General features: G+C 66.1%; 16 protein-coding genes. All 16 read left to right on the plus strand.

Annotation, left to right across the window (positions count from 1 at the left end; translation table 11 throughout):
* Positions 1–29 precede the first annotated feature (29 nt).
* Positions 30–1,196 carry a tRNA guanosine(34) transglycosylase Tgt gene (gene tgt, locus IPP68_03230; protein ID MBL0349375.1) on the plus strand — a complete coding sequence of 389 codons (1,167 nt, stop codon included), beginning with the start codon at positions 30–32 and terminating at the stop codon, positions 1,194–1,196.
* 89 nt (positions 1,197–1,285) lie between these two features.
* A complete protein-coding gene (gene yajC / locus IPP68_03235; GenBank protein ID MBL0349376.1) occupies positions 1,286–1,582 on the plus strand; it encodes a preprotein translocase subunit YajC in 297 nt (98 codons plus the stop codon).
* Complete coding sequence (gene secD / locus IPP68_03240; protein ID MBL0349377.1) at positions 1,575–3,014, plus strand: protein translocase subunit SecD; 1,440 nt, start codon at positions 1,575–1,577, stop codon at positions 3,012–3,014. The genes yajC and secD overlap by 8 nt, the downstream gene beginning before the upstream one ends.
* Positions 3,014–3,967 carry a protein translocase subunit SecF gene (gene secF / locus IPP68_03245; GenBank protein ID MBL0349378.1) on the plus strand — a complete coding sequence of 318 codons (954 nt, stop codon included), beginning with the start codon at positions 3,014–3,016 and terminating at the stop codon, positions 3,965–3,967. Before secD ends, secF begins: the two co-directional genes overlap by 1 nt.
* Positions 3,967–4,575 carry a hypothetical protein gene (locus tag IPP68_03250; protein MBL0349379.1) on the plus strand — a complete coding sequence of 203 codons (609 nt, stop codon included), beginning with the start codon at positions 3,967–3,969 and terminating at the stop codon, positions 4,573–4,575. The genes secF and IPP68_03250 overlap by 1 nt, the downstream gene beginning before the upstream one ends.
* A gap of 144 nt (positions 4,576–4,719) precedes the next feature.
* Entirely contained in the window at positions 4,720–5,391 is a 672-nt protein-coding gene (locus IPP68_03255) for a lysophospholipid acyltransferase family protein (protein ID MBL0349380.1), read from the plus strand.
* Positions 5,385–6,683 carry a 3-deoxy-D-manno-octulosonic acid transferase gene (locus IPP68_03260; protein MBL0349381.1) on the plus strand — a complete coding sequence of 433 codons (1,299 nt, stop codon included), beginning with the start codon at positions 5,385–5,387 and terminating at the stop codon, positions 6,681–6,683. Before IPP68_03255 ends, IPP68_03260 begins: the two co-directional genes overlap by 7 nt.
* Positions 6,677–7,702: a glycosyltransferase family 9 protein gene (locus IPP68_03265; GenBank protein ID MBL0349382.1), complete on the plus strand. Its 1,026-nt coding sequence runs from the start codon at positions 6,677–6,679 to the stop codon at positions 7,700–7,702. The genes IPP68_03260 and IPP68_03265 overlap by 7 nt, the downstream gene beginning before the upstream one ends.
* Positions 7,699–8,748, plus strand: coding sequence for a glycosyltransferase family 4 protein (locus IPP68_03270; protein ID MBL0349383.1), 1,050 nt, complete (start codon positions 7,699–7,701; stop codon positions 8,746–8,748). The genes IPP68_03265 and IPP68_03270 overlap by 4 nt, the downstream gene beginning before the upstream one ends.
* Positions 8,745–9,845, plus strand: coding sequence for a glycosyltransferase (locus IPP68_03275; protein ID MBL0349384.1), 1,101 nt, complete (start codon positions 8,745–8,747; stop codon positions 9,843–9,845). Before IPP68_03270 ends, IPP68_03275 begins: the two co-directional genes overlap by 4 nt.
* Positions 9,833–10,582 (plus strand): glycosyltransferase family 2 protein, encoded by a 750-nt coding sequence (locus IPP68_03280; GenBank protein MBL0349385.1) that lies wholly within the window; start codon positions 9,833–9,835, stop codon positions 10,580–10,582. The genes IPP68_03275 and IPP68_03280 overlap by 13 nt, the downstream gene beginning before the upstream one ends.
* Positions 10,579–11,382, plus strand: a complete 804-nt coding sequence (locus tag IPP68_03285) for a polysaccharide deacetylase family protein (GenBank protein ID MBL0349386.1) — start codon at positions 10,579–10,581, stop codon at positions 11,380–11,382. The genes IPP68_03280 and IPP68_03285 overlap by 4 nt, the downstream gene beginning before the upstream one ends.
* Before the next feature lie 5 nt (positions 11,383–11,387).
* Complete coding sequence (locus IPP68_03290) at positions 11,388–12,395, plus strand: glycosyltransferase family 9 protein (protein ID MBL0349387.1); 1,008 nt, start codon at positions 11,388–11,390, stop codon at positions 12,393–12,395.
* Positions 12,392–13,465 carry a tetraacyldisaccharide 4'-kinase gene (gene lpxK / locus IPP68_03295; GenBank protein MBL0349388.1) on the plus strand — a complete coding sequence of 358 codons (1,074 nt, stop codon included), beginning with the start codon at positions 12,392–12,394 and terminating at the stop codon, positions 13,463–13,465. Before IPP68_03290 ends, lpxK begins: the two co-directional genes overlap by 4 nt.
* A complete protein-coding gene (locus IPP68_03300; protein ID MBL0349389.1) occupies positions 13,414–14,295 on the plus strand; it encodes a lysophospholipid acyltransferase family protein in 882 nt (293 codons plus the stop codon). The genes lpxK and IPP68_03300 overlap by 52 nt, the downstream gene beginning before the upstream one ends.
* A 41-nt stretch (positions 14,296–14,336) precedes the next feature.
* Positions 14,337–15,488, plus strand: coding sequence for a glycosyltransferase family 4 protein (locus IPP68_03305; protein MBL0349390.1), 1,152 nt, complete (start codon positions 14,337–14,339; stop codon positions 15,486–15,488).
* Positions 15,489–15,490 lie beyond the last annotated feature (2 nt).

Below are 15,490 nucleotides of genomic sequence, written 5' to 3' on the forward strand. Positions count from 1 at the left end.
CCGTTGATTTTTTGTATCGTGTCGGTCCCATGACCGATCGAGCCCCCGGGTTTTTCGATCTGGAAACCACCGACGGCGCCGCCCGGGCCGGCCGCTTGACGCTGGCCCACGCGGCGGTGGAAACCCCGATCTTCATGCCGGTGGGAACCCAGGCCACGGTCAAAACCCTCTCCGCCGACGACCTCGAAACCCTGGGCTATTCCTTTATCCTCTCCAACACCTACCACCTTTGGCTTCGTCCGGGGATCGACCTTCTGGAAAAATCCGGGGGGCTCCATTCCTTTATGTCCTGGAAGGGCGCGATCCTGACGGATTCCGGGGGATTCCAGGTGTTCTCCCTGGCCAACCGGCGCGACGTCTCGGAAGAGGGGGTCGCTTTTTCCTCCCACGTGGACGGCGCCCGCCACCGGTTGACGCCGGAAACCGTGGTGGACGCCCAGCTCCGGATGGGGGTGGACGTGGCCATGTGCCTGGACGAATGCCCGCCTTACCCCGTGGCCGAAGCCGACGCCCGGGACATGATGGAACGCACCTTGCGTTGGACCGCCCGGGCCCGGGACCGCTGGGCGGCCGACGAGCGCCGGACAAAAACCCTCCTTTTTCCCATCGTTCAAGGGGCGACCTTCCCGGCCCTCCGCGCCGAAAGCGCGCGCCGTACCGTGGAAATGAATTTTCCGGGCTACGCCGTGGGCGGGTTGTCCGTGGGGGAACCCCGGGCGCTGTTGGGGGAAATGATCGAGGCGAGCGTCCGGGAGCTGCCGGCCGAAAAACCGCGCTATTTGATGGGGGTGGGCCGCCCCGAGGACGTCTTGACCGCCGTGGAGCGGGGCGTCGACATGTTCGATTGCGTCTGGCCCACGCGCAACGCCCGGAACGGCCAGGTCATGACCTGGGACGGGTCTTACAACGTTCGCGTGGCGGCCCTCCGGGAGGACGGCCGTCCCCTGGAGGCGAATTGCGCCTGCCCGGTCTGCCGGCGCTACTCCCGCCGGTACCTCGCCCATCTCTTCCGGGCGGGGGAAACCACGGCCCTCCGGCTCTTAACTTTACACAACTTGGCCTTTATGTTAGACTTCCTCCGTCAAATCCGACGGGCCATCGTCCGTCGAGAATTCACCGAATTTAAACGCGCGTTTTTGGAGCGTCAATCCCGGGCCGATGGTGCGCCCGCCGGAAACTCCCAGGGGGTCTTGTGAAACGAATTTCAAGTCTGCTTCTTCTATTGTCGGCGGCCGTGCCCGCCTGGGCCGACGGTCGTCCCGCCGGCGCGCCCAACGGGGGACTCATGATGATGGTCCCTTGGATCGCGATCCTGGGCGTCTTTTATTTCCTTCTGATCCGTCCCCAGCAAAAACAGGCCAAACAGCACCAGGCGCTCTTGGACAATTTGAAGCGCGGCGACCGCGTTCTCACCCAGGGCGGAATTTACGCCACCATCCAGTCCGTCAAAGGGAAAGTCCTGGAAGTGAAGTTGTCCGAAGACGTCAAGGTCCTTCTGTCGCGCAGCCACGTGGCCCAAGTGGTCCCCAACGACCCGGCCCAGGAAACCGAAACGACCGCCACCAACGGCGCCCATGCCTAAGGCTTATTGGAAGTCCCTCGCCATCCTGGCGACGGTCCTGCTGTCGGGGTGGTACCTTTTCCCGTCCTACCGGTTTTACCGCCTTCCTCGGGAAAAACAACAAGAGTTGCGCGACCGCCGCAACCCCCTCCTCAACCGCATTCTCAACCTCGGCCTGGACCTTCAAGGCGGGATTCACCTTCTTTTGGAACTGCAAACGGACAAATTGCCCGATGACACCCCGGAAACCCTGCGCGAAGCCATCGACCGCGCCATGGAGGTGGTCCGCAACCGCATCGACCAATACGGCCTTTCCGAGCCGTTGATCGTCCGCCAGGGCGACAAATGGATTGTCGTTCAACTGCCGGGCGTTAAAGACCGCGCGCAAGCCAAGGATCTGATCGGTCGGACGGCGCTCCTGGAATTCCGTTTGCTGGACTCCGACGACGTTCCCGAAGCCGTGATCAACAAAGCCCGGGAGATGGGCCTGACCGCCGCCCGGTTGCGCCCGGGGAAAATGCCCAAAGAGATCGCCGCCCTGCTTCCCGCCGGCACGGAGCTTCTCGCGGGCAAGGAATCCGCTTTTTACGTGGTGAAAGCCTCCGCCGCCTTGACGGGCGCCGGATTGGCCAACGCCCGGGTGGAAATGGGCGCCCATGAATTTTCCGGCGCTTCGCCCCACGTGTCCCTGGAGTTCAATCCCGAAGGCGCCAAGCGCTTCGCGGATTTAACCGAAGCCAACGTGGGCCGCCGCCTGGCCATCGTCTTGGACGGCGTGGTGCAATCGGCCCCCTCCATCCGGTCCCGGATTCCGGACGGCCACGCCATCATCGAGGGGAATTTCTCCCCCGAAGAGGCCAAATTTTTGAAGTCGGTCCTTCAGGCGGGCGCGTTGCCGGCGCCGCTGGAAATCGTGGAGGAACGAACCGTCGGCGCCACCCTGGGCGACGACTCGGTGCGCGCCGGGGTTCTGGCGGGCGCCATCGGATTGGGCGCGATTTTCCTCTTCATGGCGATTTATTATCGTTGGTCGGGCATGTTGGCCAATCTCGCCCTGGTGCTCAACCTGGTGCTCCTCCTGGCCGCCATGGCGGCCCTTCACGCCACTTTGACCCTGCCCGGCATCGCCGGCATTATTTTGACCATCGGCATGGCGGTGGACGCCAACGTGCTTATTTTGGAGCGGATGCGGGAAGAGGTTCGCCTCGGGAAATCCCCCCGGATGGTGGTGGACCAGGGGTACGACAAGGCGTTTTCCGCCATCTTGGACGGCAATTTGACCACCATCATCGCGGCGGTCTTTATGTTTCAGTTCGGCACAGGCCCTGTCAAAGGGTTCGGCGTCAGCTTGATGTTGGGCCTCGCGGTGTCCATGTTCACGGCCATCGTCGTCACCCACACGGTTTACGACCTCTGGTTATCGCACCGCGACGTGCAGAAATTGAGCGTGTAATGGAATTTTTTAAAACCCCCAATTTCGACTACATCAAATACCACAAGCTGTTTTTCGGCTTGTCGGGCCTCCTGGCCGCCGCCACGGTGGCGGGCCTGGTGGTTCGCGGTCCCTCCCTCCTGAGCATCGATTTCACGGGGGGAACGTTGGTCCAAGGGTATTTTCAAAAAGCGGGCGACGCCGCCGGGGCCGACGCCCAAGGCGCGGAAATTTCCCTGGACCGCGTTCGGGCCGCCCTCGCCACCGCCGGCCTCAACGGCGCCGAACTTCAGAACGTGCCCAACCACAACGCCATCATTCTCCGATTCAAATCGAACGCCGGCGAAGCCAAGACCGAACTGGTCGGCAAAGTCACCGAGGCCTTCGCCCGGGCCTTTGAGGGATACGCCTTCGTGACCGAGCGCGCCGAGTTCGTGGGCCCCGTGGTCGGTCGACAAATGGTGTCCAAAGCCGTGTTGGCCGTCTTCTTTTCCATGTTGGGGATCGTGGTGTACGTCGCTTTCCGTTTTCGAAACTGGATCTGGGGCGCGGCGGGCGTGTTCGCCCTCGTGCACGACGTCTTCCTGGCTTTGGGGTTCATGGCCCTCACGGGCCGGGAAGTCTCCATCACGGTGGTCGCGGCCCTGCTCACTTTGGCCGGCTATTCCATCAACGACACGATCGTCATTTTTGACCGTATCCGGGAAAACATCCGCCTGCGCGGGCGTCATTCCAAGGAGCCTCTGGACGCGCTGATCAACCGCTCCTGCAACGAAACCCTCTCGAGGACCATCATCACCTCGTTGACCGTGTTCATCGTGCTTCTCTCCCTGCTTTTCCTGGGCGGCGAAGTGATTCGGGATTTTTCCCTGGCGTTGACCTTCGGCGTGATCGTGGGCTCCTACTCCACGATCTTCATCGCCACTCCGATGGTTTATCTCTGGCAACGCAAACGCAGCAAGCCCCTCCACTGATGGCCGAGACGGTTCTTTCCGTCAAAAAGATCAAAAAGTTTCGTCTCCAGCCGCGCGCGCAAGCCGTGATGCGGAACCTCCGCGCCCTGTCGGAAAACGCCCAGGCGACCCCCGAATTGGAAAAAGCCGTCGAGACGGAGATCCGTGCCGTCGCCGGTTTATTGGAAACCGCGGCCCTGTACGCCACCTTCGCGCCCGACGCGTGCCCCCCGGGGTTGACCTCCGTTCGGGCGGCCGAGGGCGAGCGCCCGCCTCTTTCGTTGACGCTGTTCGCCGCCACCGTCGGCGTGGGCCTCGAGGAGGAAATCGCCCGGGCTCTCTCGCGGGGCGAAGCCCTCCGCAGCCGCGTGCTGACCGCCTTGGGGGAAGAGCTGGCCGATCAGTCCGCGCAGTTTGTGGCCCGGCTGGTCAACGAAGAAGCCAAAGACGACGCTTTCGAGTTGTCGGACCGACGTCCCCTGGCCTCGATGGACGAGCAAAAAACCCTTTTGAACACCCTTGACGCGGCCCGAATCCCTCTCTCCTTCGACGCCGGCGGGCACCTGACGCCCCGGTTTTCCCGCCTGGGGTACGTGTTGTGGTGGCCGCCCTCTAAAAAACGCTCCTGAGGGCCTGAGTTAAAATACCTTGAACATTTTGCCGGATGCTTTTGGCCCCGTGCCGTGTTGCTCCTCGGTCACAGACGACCGGTATGCTCCCTCGTCGCGCCTTGCCCAGGGCCAAAATCCTCTCGGCAAAACGCTCAATTTATTTTGACTCAAGCCCCAAACGAATCCCGCTCCCGTCGCGACCGGTTTTGGCCCTGGGTCGTCTCCTGGTTGGGGTGGCTGATTCTCCAATTCATTGGACGCACCTCCCGAATGGTGGTCCGTTGGTCCCCCGCCGCCCAATCGCTTCGAGAAAGTTCCCGCCCGATGATTTTTGCCTTCTGGCATCGTTACCAGTTGCTGATGGCCTGGGAACACCGGGGCCGGGGCGTGACCGTGCTGGTCAGCCGCAGCCGGGACGGGGAATTCATCGCCGGGGTTCTGGAGCGCCTGGGATATCGGACGGCGCGGGGGTCTTCCAGCCGGGGCGGGCCCGCGGCGTTTATGGAATTGCTGGACGTCGTGAACGCGGGCGGCCGGGTGGCCTTCACCCCCGACGGACCCCGGGGGCCCGCGCGGTCCATTCAGCCGGGCGTGTTGGCCCTGGCGGCCAAAACCGGGGTTCCCATCGTCCCCGTGGCCTGGGCCGGGACGCCGGTCAAAACCCTTTCCAGCTGGGACCGATTCATGATCCCCCTGCCTTTCGGGCGGTTCCACGTGGTTTTCGGCGATCCCCTGATCGTGACGGCGGCCGATGGTGCGGCGGAGGAAAATTTGCGTCGGGCTCTAAATCAAGCCGAAGCCGACGCGGGTGAAGAACGGGAGACCGCGTGTTGAGCCTCTATTCCTTCCTAACGCTCCTACTGTCGCCCCTGATCCTTCTCGTGTTTGTTTGGCGTTACGGCCTTCGACGAACCCTTCGGGGTCTTCCCGAACGCATGGGGTGGGGGCGGGGCGACGGCTCCCAAAAGCCGACCCTCTGGATTCACGCGGCTTCGGTGGGGGAAGTTCGTGCGGCGGAGGCGTTTTTGCGCGCGGCCCCGGTCCGGTTCCCCGGCCTGGCGCGCCTGCTCACGACCACCACGGTGAACGCCAAAGAGTTGGCGGAACGGCTGGACCTGGCGGAGTTCGTGCGGCTGGCGCCCGTGGACCGCCCCGGGCCCCTGGCGCGCTTTGTTAAACGTTGGGCCCCCCGCGCGCTGGTTCTCGTTGAAACCGAACTCTGGCCCCACTGGCTGAAGGGCCTGTCGGAGAAAAATGTCCCGGTGTGCGTGATCAACGGGCGGATGTCCGATGGGGCTTTCCCGCTTTACTACCGGGTGCGGTCCTTTTGGGAACCCTTGATGGCGAGCCTGTCGCGGGTGGGCGTTCAAAGCCCCACGAACGCCTCGCGCTTCCTCCAACTGGGGGCCTTCCCGGACGCCGTGGCCATCACCGGAAATCTTAAATTCGACGTGCCGCTGCCGGACCCGGCGCGGCGCGCGGCCCTGCGCGCCCTCTACAAAGTCGAGGGCGACGCCCCGGTGTGGGTGGCCGGAAGCACCCACGACAGCGAAGAGGAAATTTTACTCGGGGCCTTCCTTCGCCTTCGACGGGAGGGCGTCCCCCTTCGCCTGGTCCTGGCGCCCCGCCACGTGGAGCGGGCGGCCGAGGTTCGCCGCTACGCCGAGAACACGGGGTTTCGCGCCGCGCTTCGGACTCGCTTGTCCGGGGAAGAGGCGCCCTGGGACATCTTGGTTTTGGACACCGTCGGGGAATTGGCCGACCTTTACGGGGTGGCGACCGTGGCCTACGTGGGGGGGAGCTTAATACCGCGGGGGGGCCAAAACCCTCTGGAGCCCGCGCGCTGGGGCGTTCCCGTCCTTTTCGGCCCCCACATGTCGAATTTTAAAGAAATGGCCAAGGGGTTTGAAGAACGGTCCGCGGCGATCCGCGTGACGGACGCCGAATCCCTGTTGACGGCGTTGCGGGAATTGATCGTTTCGCCGGCCAAACGGGCCGCGTTGGGCGACGCCGCTCGGGCCTTTGCCGACGCTCAGCGCGGAGCCCTGGAAGCGAATTTGACCCTCGTGGCCGAGGCGCTGGCGTCGGGCCCGCGTCGCCCCCGAGGCACCTGCGGCGGATGTTAACCCGGTCCGCTCTCGTTGTCCGCTTGTCGTCCCTCGGGGACGTGCTTCTCACGATCCCGGTGTTTGAAAATCTTCGCCGGGCGTGGCCCGAGGCGCGGCTCACCCTCCTGGTTAAAAAAGCCTTCGCCCCCGCCCTGGCCGGCCATCCCGCCGTCGATGAATTGTTGATTTTTGAGGATTTGGGGTTTTGGGGCGTTCTCCGCGAAATCCGTCGCCGACGGTTCGATGCGCTGATCGATTTGCACGACACGCCCCGCTCGAGGCTTTGGACCGCGCTGTCAAAGGCCGGTCGCGTGGTTCGTTATCGGAAACGCGCGTGGGCTCGGCGCCGTCTGGTTTGGTTCAAACGGCCGTCGGCGGAGTTGGCCGGGAAAACGGTCGACCGCTATTTGGAAACCCTGGCGGACCTCGGGGTCGAGGTGAGGGACCGGGTGCCTCGATTGCCCTCGCCCCCGGACGCGCTTCCGGCCCCCGCGACGACGGTCGCTCCGGGCCCCTGGATCGTCGTGGCGCCCGGCGCGTTGCACGCCACGAAACGTTGGCCCTCGGACCGCTTCGCCGCGGCCGCCGATCGCCTGGCGGAAGAGTTTCGCGCCGCGGGCGGGCCACCGCCCACGGTGGTCGTCGTCGGGTCCGCCTCGGACGGTCCGGCGGCCGAAGAGGTGTTGGAAACCCTTCAGGGACCGGCCCTTAATTTGACGGGCCGAACCTCGTTGAGGGAATTGATGGCCCTCCTTTCCCGCGCGGCGGTCCTTTTGTGCAACGATTCGGGCGCCATGCACCTGGGCGCGGCCCTGGGCGTTCCCACCGTGGCCGTGTTCGGGCCCACGGTCGAAGCCTTCGGCTTTTTTCCCTCCGGCGAAAAAACCGCCGTGGTTCAAAACGGGGGGTTGAATTGCCGACCCTGCGCCCTTCACGGCGGACGCCGATGTCCCCAAAAACATTTCCGGTGCATGACCGACGTGACGGTGGACCGCGTGGTGGGGGAAGCCCGACGGCTCCTCCGGGGGGCATCTTGAAGATCCTTCATGTTTTGGATGAGCGATGGGATTCGGGTTTGACCGCCTACGGCTTGGGCGCGGCCCGGGCCCTGCGGGACCGGGGCCACGCCCTGTGGATCGCCGCTTGTCCCGGGAGCCCGGCGGACCGGACCGCTCGGGCGGAGGGTTTTTCAACGGTGTCGCCGTCCCTCCTCGCCCTTCGGCGCTCCGTGGTCCAAAATCAAATCGACATCCTGAACGCCCACACCGGATCCGGGCACAGCCGGGGATTTCTGGCGACCCGTGGAACGCCGGCGGCCTTGGTCCGCACCCGGGCCGAGGCTCGGCGGTTGTCCCCGCGCCCCGGGCAGGGGTTTTTGTTCCGACGGACCGACGCGGTGGTGGCGGCTTCGCGCGCCTTGGGCGAGGCGTACGCGGCGGCGTACCCCTTTTTGAGGGAACGAACGCGGGTGATTTTTCCCGGCGTGCCTCTTTCCCCGGCGAGGCCGGAGCCTCCGGCGCCTTGGCGGGTGGCCTTGGTGGGCCGGCTGGATCCGGTCAAGGGCCACGACTATTTTCTGGAAGCGGTGGAGCGTTTGCGGGACCATTTCTCTGCCGCGGAGTTTTGGATCGCCGGCGAGGACAAAAACCTGTCCCGGGCCGACTTGGAAAAGGACGCGGCGCGCCGGGGGGTCGCCGACCGGGTTCGGTTCGCGGGCCGGCTTCCGGACGCGGCGTCTTTTATGCGTTCCTGCCACCTGGGCGTCGTCTGTTCCGTGGGGAGCGAGGCGGTGTCCCGGGTGGCCCTCGAATGGTTGGCCCAGGGTCGGCCGGTCGTGGCCACGGCGGTCGGCGCCCTGCCGGAACTGGTGGAGGACGGACAGAACGGGCGCTTGGTCCCGCCCCGGGACGGGACCGCCCTGGCGGAGGCGATCGGAAGCCTGTTGAACGATCCCGAGGCCCGGCGCCGGATGGGCGCGGAAGCCCGGCGTCGCGCGGAGAATCAATTTTCTTTTTCCCGTTTGGGGGAAGAAACCGAGGAAGTTTACGGGCAGGCCCTGGGACGACGCCGGAGGTCCGCGTGAGTTTTCGAATCCTTCACGTGAACACGGAAAGGGGCTGGCGGGGGGGCGAGCGTCAAACCCTGTGGCTCGCCCGGGAGTTGGAACGGCGGGGGCATGGGAACGTGGTGGCGGCGCGGCCCAAAGGCCCGCTGGCGCGGGCCGCCGCGGAAGCGGGCCTCCGGGTCTTTCCCCTCGCTCCTTGGTCGGAATGGGATTTTCGGTCCGCCGGCCGCCTTCGGGCCTTTCTGCGCCAAGAAAACATTCAAGTGGTGCACGCCCACACGGGTCACGCCGTCGGTTTCGGGGCTTTGGCGCGGCGGGGGACCACGGCCCGTCTGGTGGCGACCCGCCGGGTGGATTTCCCCTTAAAAAATAATTTTCTCAGCCGTTGGAAATACCGCTCCGTGGACGCCCTGGCGGCCATTTCCACCGCGGTGCGCCGCGTGGTGATCGAAGGCGGCGTGCCCGAATCGAAGATTTCGGTCATCCCCAGCGGCGTGGACCCCGCCGCCCATCCCTCCGTGGCCGACCGGAATCGGTTTCGCTCTGAGCGCGGGTTCACGCCCGCGGACCGCTTGGTCGTGCACGTGGGCGCCCTGGTGCCGCACAAGGACCAGGCGACCCTGCTCCGGGCTTTTGCCCTTCTCCGGGCCCGGGGAGCGGCCGATCGATTGCTGATCCTGGGCGACGGCCCCCGGCGGGAGGAACTGGAACGGTTGACCGCCGCTCTTCGATTGGAGGACGCCGTCTCTTTCCTCGGGCACCGCGGCGACGTGTTAGAATATACGGCCATGGCGGATCTTTTCGTTTTCCCATCGGTGGACGAAGGCCTGGGGACGGCCCTGTTGGACGCGCTCGTGTTGGGCGTGCCCACGGCCGCCACGGCCGCGGGCGGGATCCCGGACCTTTACGGCGGCCCCGGGGCCCCGGAACTGACGCCCCCGGGGGACGTCGAATCCCTGGCGCGCAACATGGCCGCCGTTTTGGAAAACCCGGAGGAAGCCCGCCGCCGCGCGGAACGCGGGCGGGAGCGGGCCCGGGGTTTCTCGGTGTCCGCCATGACGGACCGTTACGAAGCGTTGTACCAAAAACTGTTGGAGGCCCCGTGCCCCGCTTGAGCGCCATTTTGATCGCCCGCAACGAAGAGCGCGACCTTCCCGCCTGCCTGGAAAGCCTGCGGGGCGTGGCCGACGAGATCGTTCTGGTCGACAGCCATTCCACCGACCGCACCCGGGACATCGCCCGCGAGCACGGCGCCCGGGTCATTGAGCGGGATTTCGCGGGGTTCGGCCCCCAAAAACAATACGCCCTGGAACAAGCCGCCGGGGACTGGGTGCTCAACATCGACGCCGATGAGCGATTGACGCCGGAGTTGGCCGACGACATTCGGCGGGCCCTGGCGTCTTCGCCCACGGTCAACGGATACGAATTGCCGTTTCAGGTTTACTTCCTGGGTCGGCGTCTGCGTTTCGGCGGCTGTTTCCGGGAGTTCCATCTTCGGCTTTTTCGCCGGGACAAAGCCCATTACGCCGGGGCCGAAATTCACGAGGGCATCTCGGTGCCGGGCCCCTGGGGGCGGCTGGCCCACCCCGTGCGCCACGAAAGTTACCGAAATTTTCAGGAATATCTGGAGAAATGCGCCCGGTACACGGGCTTGATCGCCCGCAAAAAATACGCCGAGGGCCGCCGGTTCGCTGTTTGGCAGCACCTTCGCCTGCCCTGGGAGTTCCTGGTCCGCTACGTTTTAAAGGGCGGGTTCCTGGACGGCAACGCCGGGCTGATATACGCCGTTCTCAGCTCCTATTACGCCTGGTTGAAGCACGTCCGACTTTTGGACGGGGGGGGGAAGGCGTGATCGGCGCGGCGTTGGCGGCGGGCGCCGTGGCCGCGGCGGGATTTTCCGCGCGTTGGAACTGGTGGCGCCCCCGGGCCCCGGGCCTTCCGGTGCTCATGTACCACAAAGTCGGGTTCCCGCCGCCGGGATCCAAACTCAAAAAACTGTGGGTGTCCCCGGAGCAATTCCGGGCGCAGATGGCCTATTTGAAAAAACACGGGTACGCGCCCCGGACGCTGGCCGCGGTCGCCGCCGACCTCGACGCCGGCTTGCCCCTGCCGGAAAAAAGCGTGGTCCTCACTTTTGACGACGGCTACCGGAACAATTTGGAAAACGCGCTCCCGATCCTGCGGGAATTCGGGTTCCCGGCGGTGATCTACGTGGTGGTCAACGCCGTGGGCCGGGACAACTTCTGGCACGACCCGGCTTCCGAAACGCGGATTCCGATGCTCGACTGGGACGGCGTCCGGGCCCTTCAAAGCGCCGGTTGGGAAATCGGATCCCACACCCTGAACCACGCGCGCCTCTCCCGGCTGTCTCCCGACGCGGTCCGGACGGAATTGACCCAGAGCCGGACGGTGTTGGCCGAAAAATTGGGGGTCGCGCCGGTTTCCTTCGCCAACCCCTACGGGGACGCCGCGGACGATCCCGCGGTCCAGGCGCTCATCCGCGAAGCCGGGTATCGCACCGCGGTGTCCGTCCATCAAGGAAAGGCGGACCTGTCCGGCAACCCCTATTGCCTCCGCCGTCTCTTCGTCCGCGGGGACGACACCGCCTGGGACTTTCATTTGAACATGACCCGCGGCCGCGCCCGCCTTTAATCCCCGTGAAGATCCTCATCGTCCAGCCCCGCCGGATCGGCGACGTTATCGTCACCACCCCCGTCATCGACGCCCTGCGGACGCGGTTTCCCGACGCGCGCATCGAATTCCTGGTGGAAAAAGGCATGGCGCCGGTGCTCGAAGGCTACCCGGGATTGGACGAGGCGTTGGTTTTCGAAAAGTCCCGGTTTTGGTTTTGGCTTCGGGAAATCCATCGGCGTCGCTACGACTGGGTGTTGGATTTCATGAACAACCCCCGAACCGCCCAGTTGACCTGGGCCAGCCGGGCGCCCGTGCGGGCCGGTTTTGAAACCCCCTTCTGGGGAATGGTGTACACCCACCGGGTGGAACGCCCCCCGCGCCCGCTCTACGCCGTTCAAATCAAATTCAATTTGCTTCGTCGGCTGGGCCTGACCCCGGCGGACCCAGTCCTCCCTCGGATCCCTTTGCGCCCGGCGGATTTTCAGCCCGCGGCGGGGTGGTGGGCCGAAAAAGGCTTGGACGCCTTTCGGGAACGGGTCGCGGTCCTTCCCATGCATCGGCGCCCCATCCGCCAGTGGCCCGTGGCGCGTTTTTCGGAAACGATCCGACGTCTCTTGGCGGTTCCGGACCGGGCGATCCTCCTGTTCGGCGGGCCGGAGGAGCGGGGGGAACTTGAAAAAATGGCCGCGGCTTTTCCGGGGCGGGTGTTCGTGATTCCCCCCGGTGGATTGCGTCAGGCGGCGGCCCTCCTGTCGCGGTGCCACGCGGCGGTCACCAACGATTCGGGGTTGATGCATTTGTCGGTGGCGGTGGGGATTCCGACGGTGACCGTTTACGGCCCCACCTGGCCCGAGTCCTGGAACCCGCGCGCCGCCCCCCACCGATACCTTCAAGCCCGGGGGCTCTCTTGCCTGGGGTGCAACCGCGATCAATGCCCCTTCGGCCACGAGTGCATGGACTGGGTGTCGGTGGATCGGGTGGTCGCCGAGGTCGAAGGCGCCCTCGCCGCGCGGCCCGCCGGGACGCCGTGAATTTGCCGTCGATGGATTCGCCCGGGGGCGTGTGGTGGCGAGCGGTTCTTTGGGGTCCCGCCCGGCTGTTCGGGGTCGCGACCGCGGCCCGGGCCCGGGCCTATCAACGTGGATTTTTCGAGACCGTCCGGATTCCCGTTCCCGTGGTGTGCGTGGGGAATCTGACGGTGGGCGGTTCGGGAAAGACCCCGGTGGTCGAGTGGTTGGCGGAACGTTGGATCGCCGCCGGGCGTCGCCCCGCGATTCTCTCCCGGGGTTTCGGGCGTTCCGCCCGCGCCCCGGCGTTGGTGCCCAATCGTCCGGGGGACGCTCCGCCTTCCGTCGAGTCGGTGGGGGACGAGCCGCGCTGGCTGGCCGGGCGTTTGCCCGGGGTTCCCCTGGGGATCGGCGCCGACCGGGCCCGGTCCGCGGAGCGGGTGTGGGAGGAATTTCGCCCCGAGGTCCTGATTCTGGACGACGGTTTGCAGCATCACCGGCTCCATCGCGACCGCAATTTGATTTGCTTGGACGCCCGTCTCGCCCACGGGGTGTGGGGGGAAGGGCGGTCGGCGCCGCTTCTTCCGGCCGGTCCCTGGCGGGAGCCCCCCTCCGCGTTGGTCCGGGGGGACGCGCTCCTTCTCACCCGCGCCGAACGCCTGGACCCGTCCCAACGGGAGAATCTCCGTCAACGCTTATCGTTTTTTTCCGGGCCGATCGGGGTGGCCCATTACCGGCTCCGTCTTCGGGACGGCGAGCGGGCCGTTCCCGCCTCCGAAATGACGGGGCGGCCGGTGTTGGCCCTCTCCGGCTTGGCGGATCCGGCGTCTTTCGAGGAAGGCCTCGCCCGGCTGGGAGGCCAGGTCGTCGGGGAGCGTTTCGGGGATCATCACGCGTTTTCGGCGTCGGAAGCGGCCCGGGCGGTGGAGCGGGCCCGACGGGAGGGCCGCCTTCTGATCACCACCGAAAAGGACGCCCAGCGACTGCCCCCCGGGTTTCCGGCCTGGGTGGCGCGCCTGGATTTGGAATGGGAGGACACGGCGTGGACGACGGTCGTCGATTCCGCTATCGGCTCGAATCCCTCGGCGTCTTAGGCCTCGTCCGGGCCCTGGGCGTTCTGCCGCCGGCCATGGGCCGCCGGATCGGCGCCGCCTTGGGAACGGCGTTGGGCGCCGTCGCGGGGAAACGCCGCCGACGGGCCGAGGAAAATATGCGCCTGGCCTTTCCCGAGGTCGGCGATTCCCAGCGGGCGGCTTGGGCCCGGGACCTCTGGCCCCAGCTCGGACGCGCCGCCTGGGAATTCGCGCGTTTGGCCCGCCTCTCTCCCGACGAATATCTCGCCGCCGTCGAGGTGCGCGGGCTGGACCGGGTCGTGGCGTCGGCGGCCGCGGGAAAGGGCGTGCTGCTCTTCACCGCCCACATCGGCAACTGGGAATACGCCACCCCCTTTCTGTCCTTGGCCGGCCTTCGCCTGGCCGCGATCGCGCGGCGCATCAAGAACCCTTTCGTGGACGCTCTGGTGACCCGGGTCCGGGCGCGCTTCAACACCCGGGTGATCCTTCACCGGGAAGCGGTCCGGGAATCCCTCCGGTGGTTGCGCTCCGGGGGCGTGCTGGGTCTCCTCTTCGACCAGCGCATCACCGAGGGGGGATTGTCGGTCCCGTTTTTTGGACGCCCGGCCCGCACGACGGGTCTTCCGGCGCTTCTGGCTCTTCGAGTCGGATGCCCGGTGCACCCCATCCATTCTTACCGGGAAAACGGCCGGTTGATCATCGAATGCGACCCGGCCTTGGACATCTCGACGGGTCCGCCGACCGAAGACAATCTCCGGGCGCTCATGGAGCAAATGACGAAGGTGGTCGAAGGGTGGATCCGTCGTCATCCGTCCCAGTGGCTCTGGATTCACGACCGGTGGAAACCCTGAGACGGCGCCAATGAACCCGTCGGCCCCGAATGATATGATCCATGGTTGAACGGCGTTTAAAAATCGCCGTCGCCGCCCGCAACGCCGCCGGGTTGTCGGGGGCCTCGACCCTCCTGTGGGAGGAAACCCGCCGCCTGGCCGCCCTCGGGCACGACGTTCACGTTTTCGCCGAGCGGGTGGACGACGCCCGTTTCGTCGGCGGCGGGGTCCGCGCGGTTCGCGTGGCCCGGTGGCCCTGGGGGAGCCGCCTTAAGCGGCGGTGGTTCGCCGGCCGGGTGGGGCGCGCCGTCCGCCGGGGCGGATTTGACCTGGTTCACGGCCACGGGGACCTTCTGAATCAGGACGTGCTCAGCCTTCACAACTGCGTCCACACGGCGCACGAACGGGTGTACGGGGCTCCCCTCCCGTCGGGGTCCGGCGTCGGGTGGATGCACGAACGTCAACTGCGCGGGCGGCGGTTTCGCCTTTTGATCGCCAACTCCCGCCTCATGAAAAACGACGTGGAAAAGCGGTTCGGCGTTCCGCCGGGGCGGATCCGGGTGGTTTACCCCGGGGTCGACCCCGCCCGTTTTCGCCCCGAGGACCGGGGGGTTTGGCGGGAGGCTCAGCGGCGCCGATGGGCGGTGGGCGAAGGGGACGTGGTCGTGGGCCTCGTCACCTCCGGGGATTTCGAGAAGAGGGGGCTGCCCATTTTCCTGCGCGCGTTGGCCCAATTGCCGACGGAGGTCCAAGGTCGTGTGCGGGCGGTGGTGGTGGGGAAAGAAACCCGTCCCGGTCCTTATTTGGATTTGGTTCGGTCCCTCGGCTTGGGCGACCGGGTGCAATTTGAATCGCCCCAGGTTCACGTCGAAGCCCTCTACCACGCGCTCGACGTCTACGTCCACCCGGCGCCCTTCGAGGAATTCGGCATGAGCGTTCAAGAGGCCATGGCCTGCGGCGTCCCGGTGCTGACGAGCCGCCGGGTGGGGGCGGCGGAACTCTGGCCGGCCGCGTGGGACGACTGGTTGGCCGACGAGCCGGACGCCCCGGGGCTTTCCGCCCGTTTGGCCGCCTTGGCGAAGGACGCCTCCCTCCGCCGGTCCCTGGGCGCCGCCCTGCCGTCCGCGGTTCGCGGCAACGATTGGGACGCGCATTTTCTGAAATTGCGGGCGTGTTACGACGAGACCTTGGACCTCGTCGGTCGCCCCGAATGAAC

This window comes from Elusimicrobiota bacterium (assembly GCA_016722575.1).
Lineage (GTDB): Bacteria > Elusimicrobiota > Elusimicrobia > FEN-1173 > FEN-1173 > JADKIY01.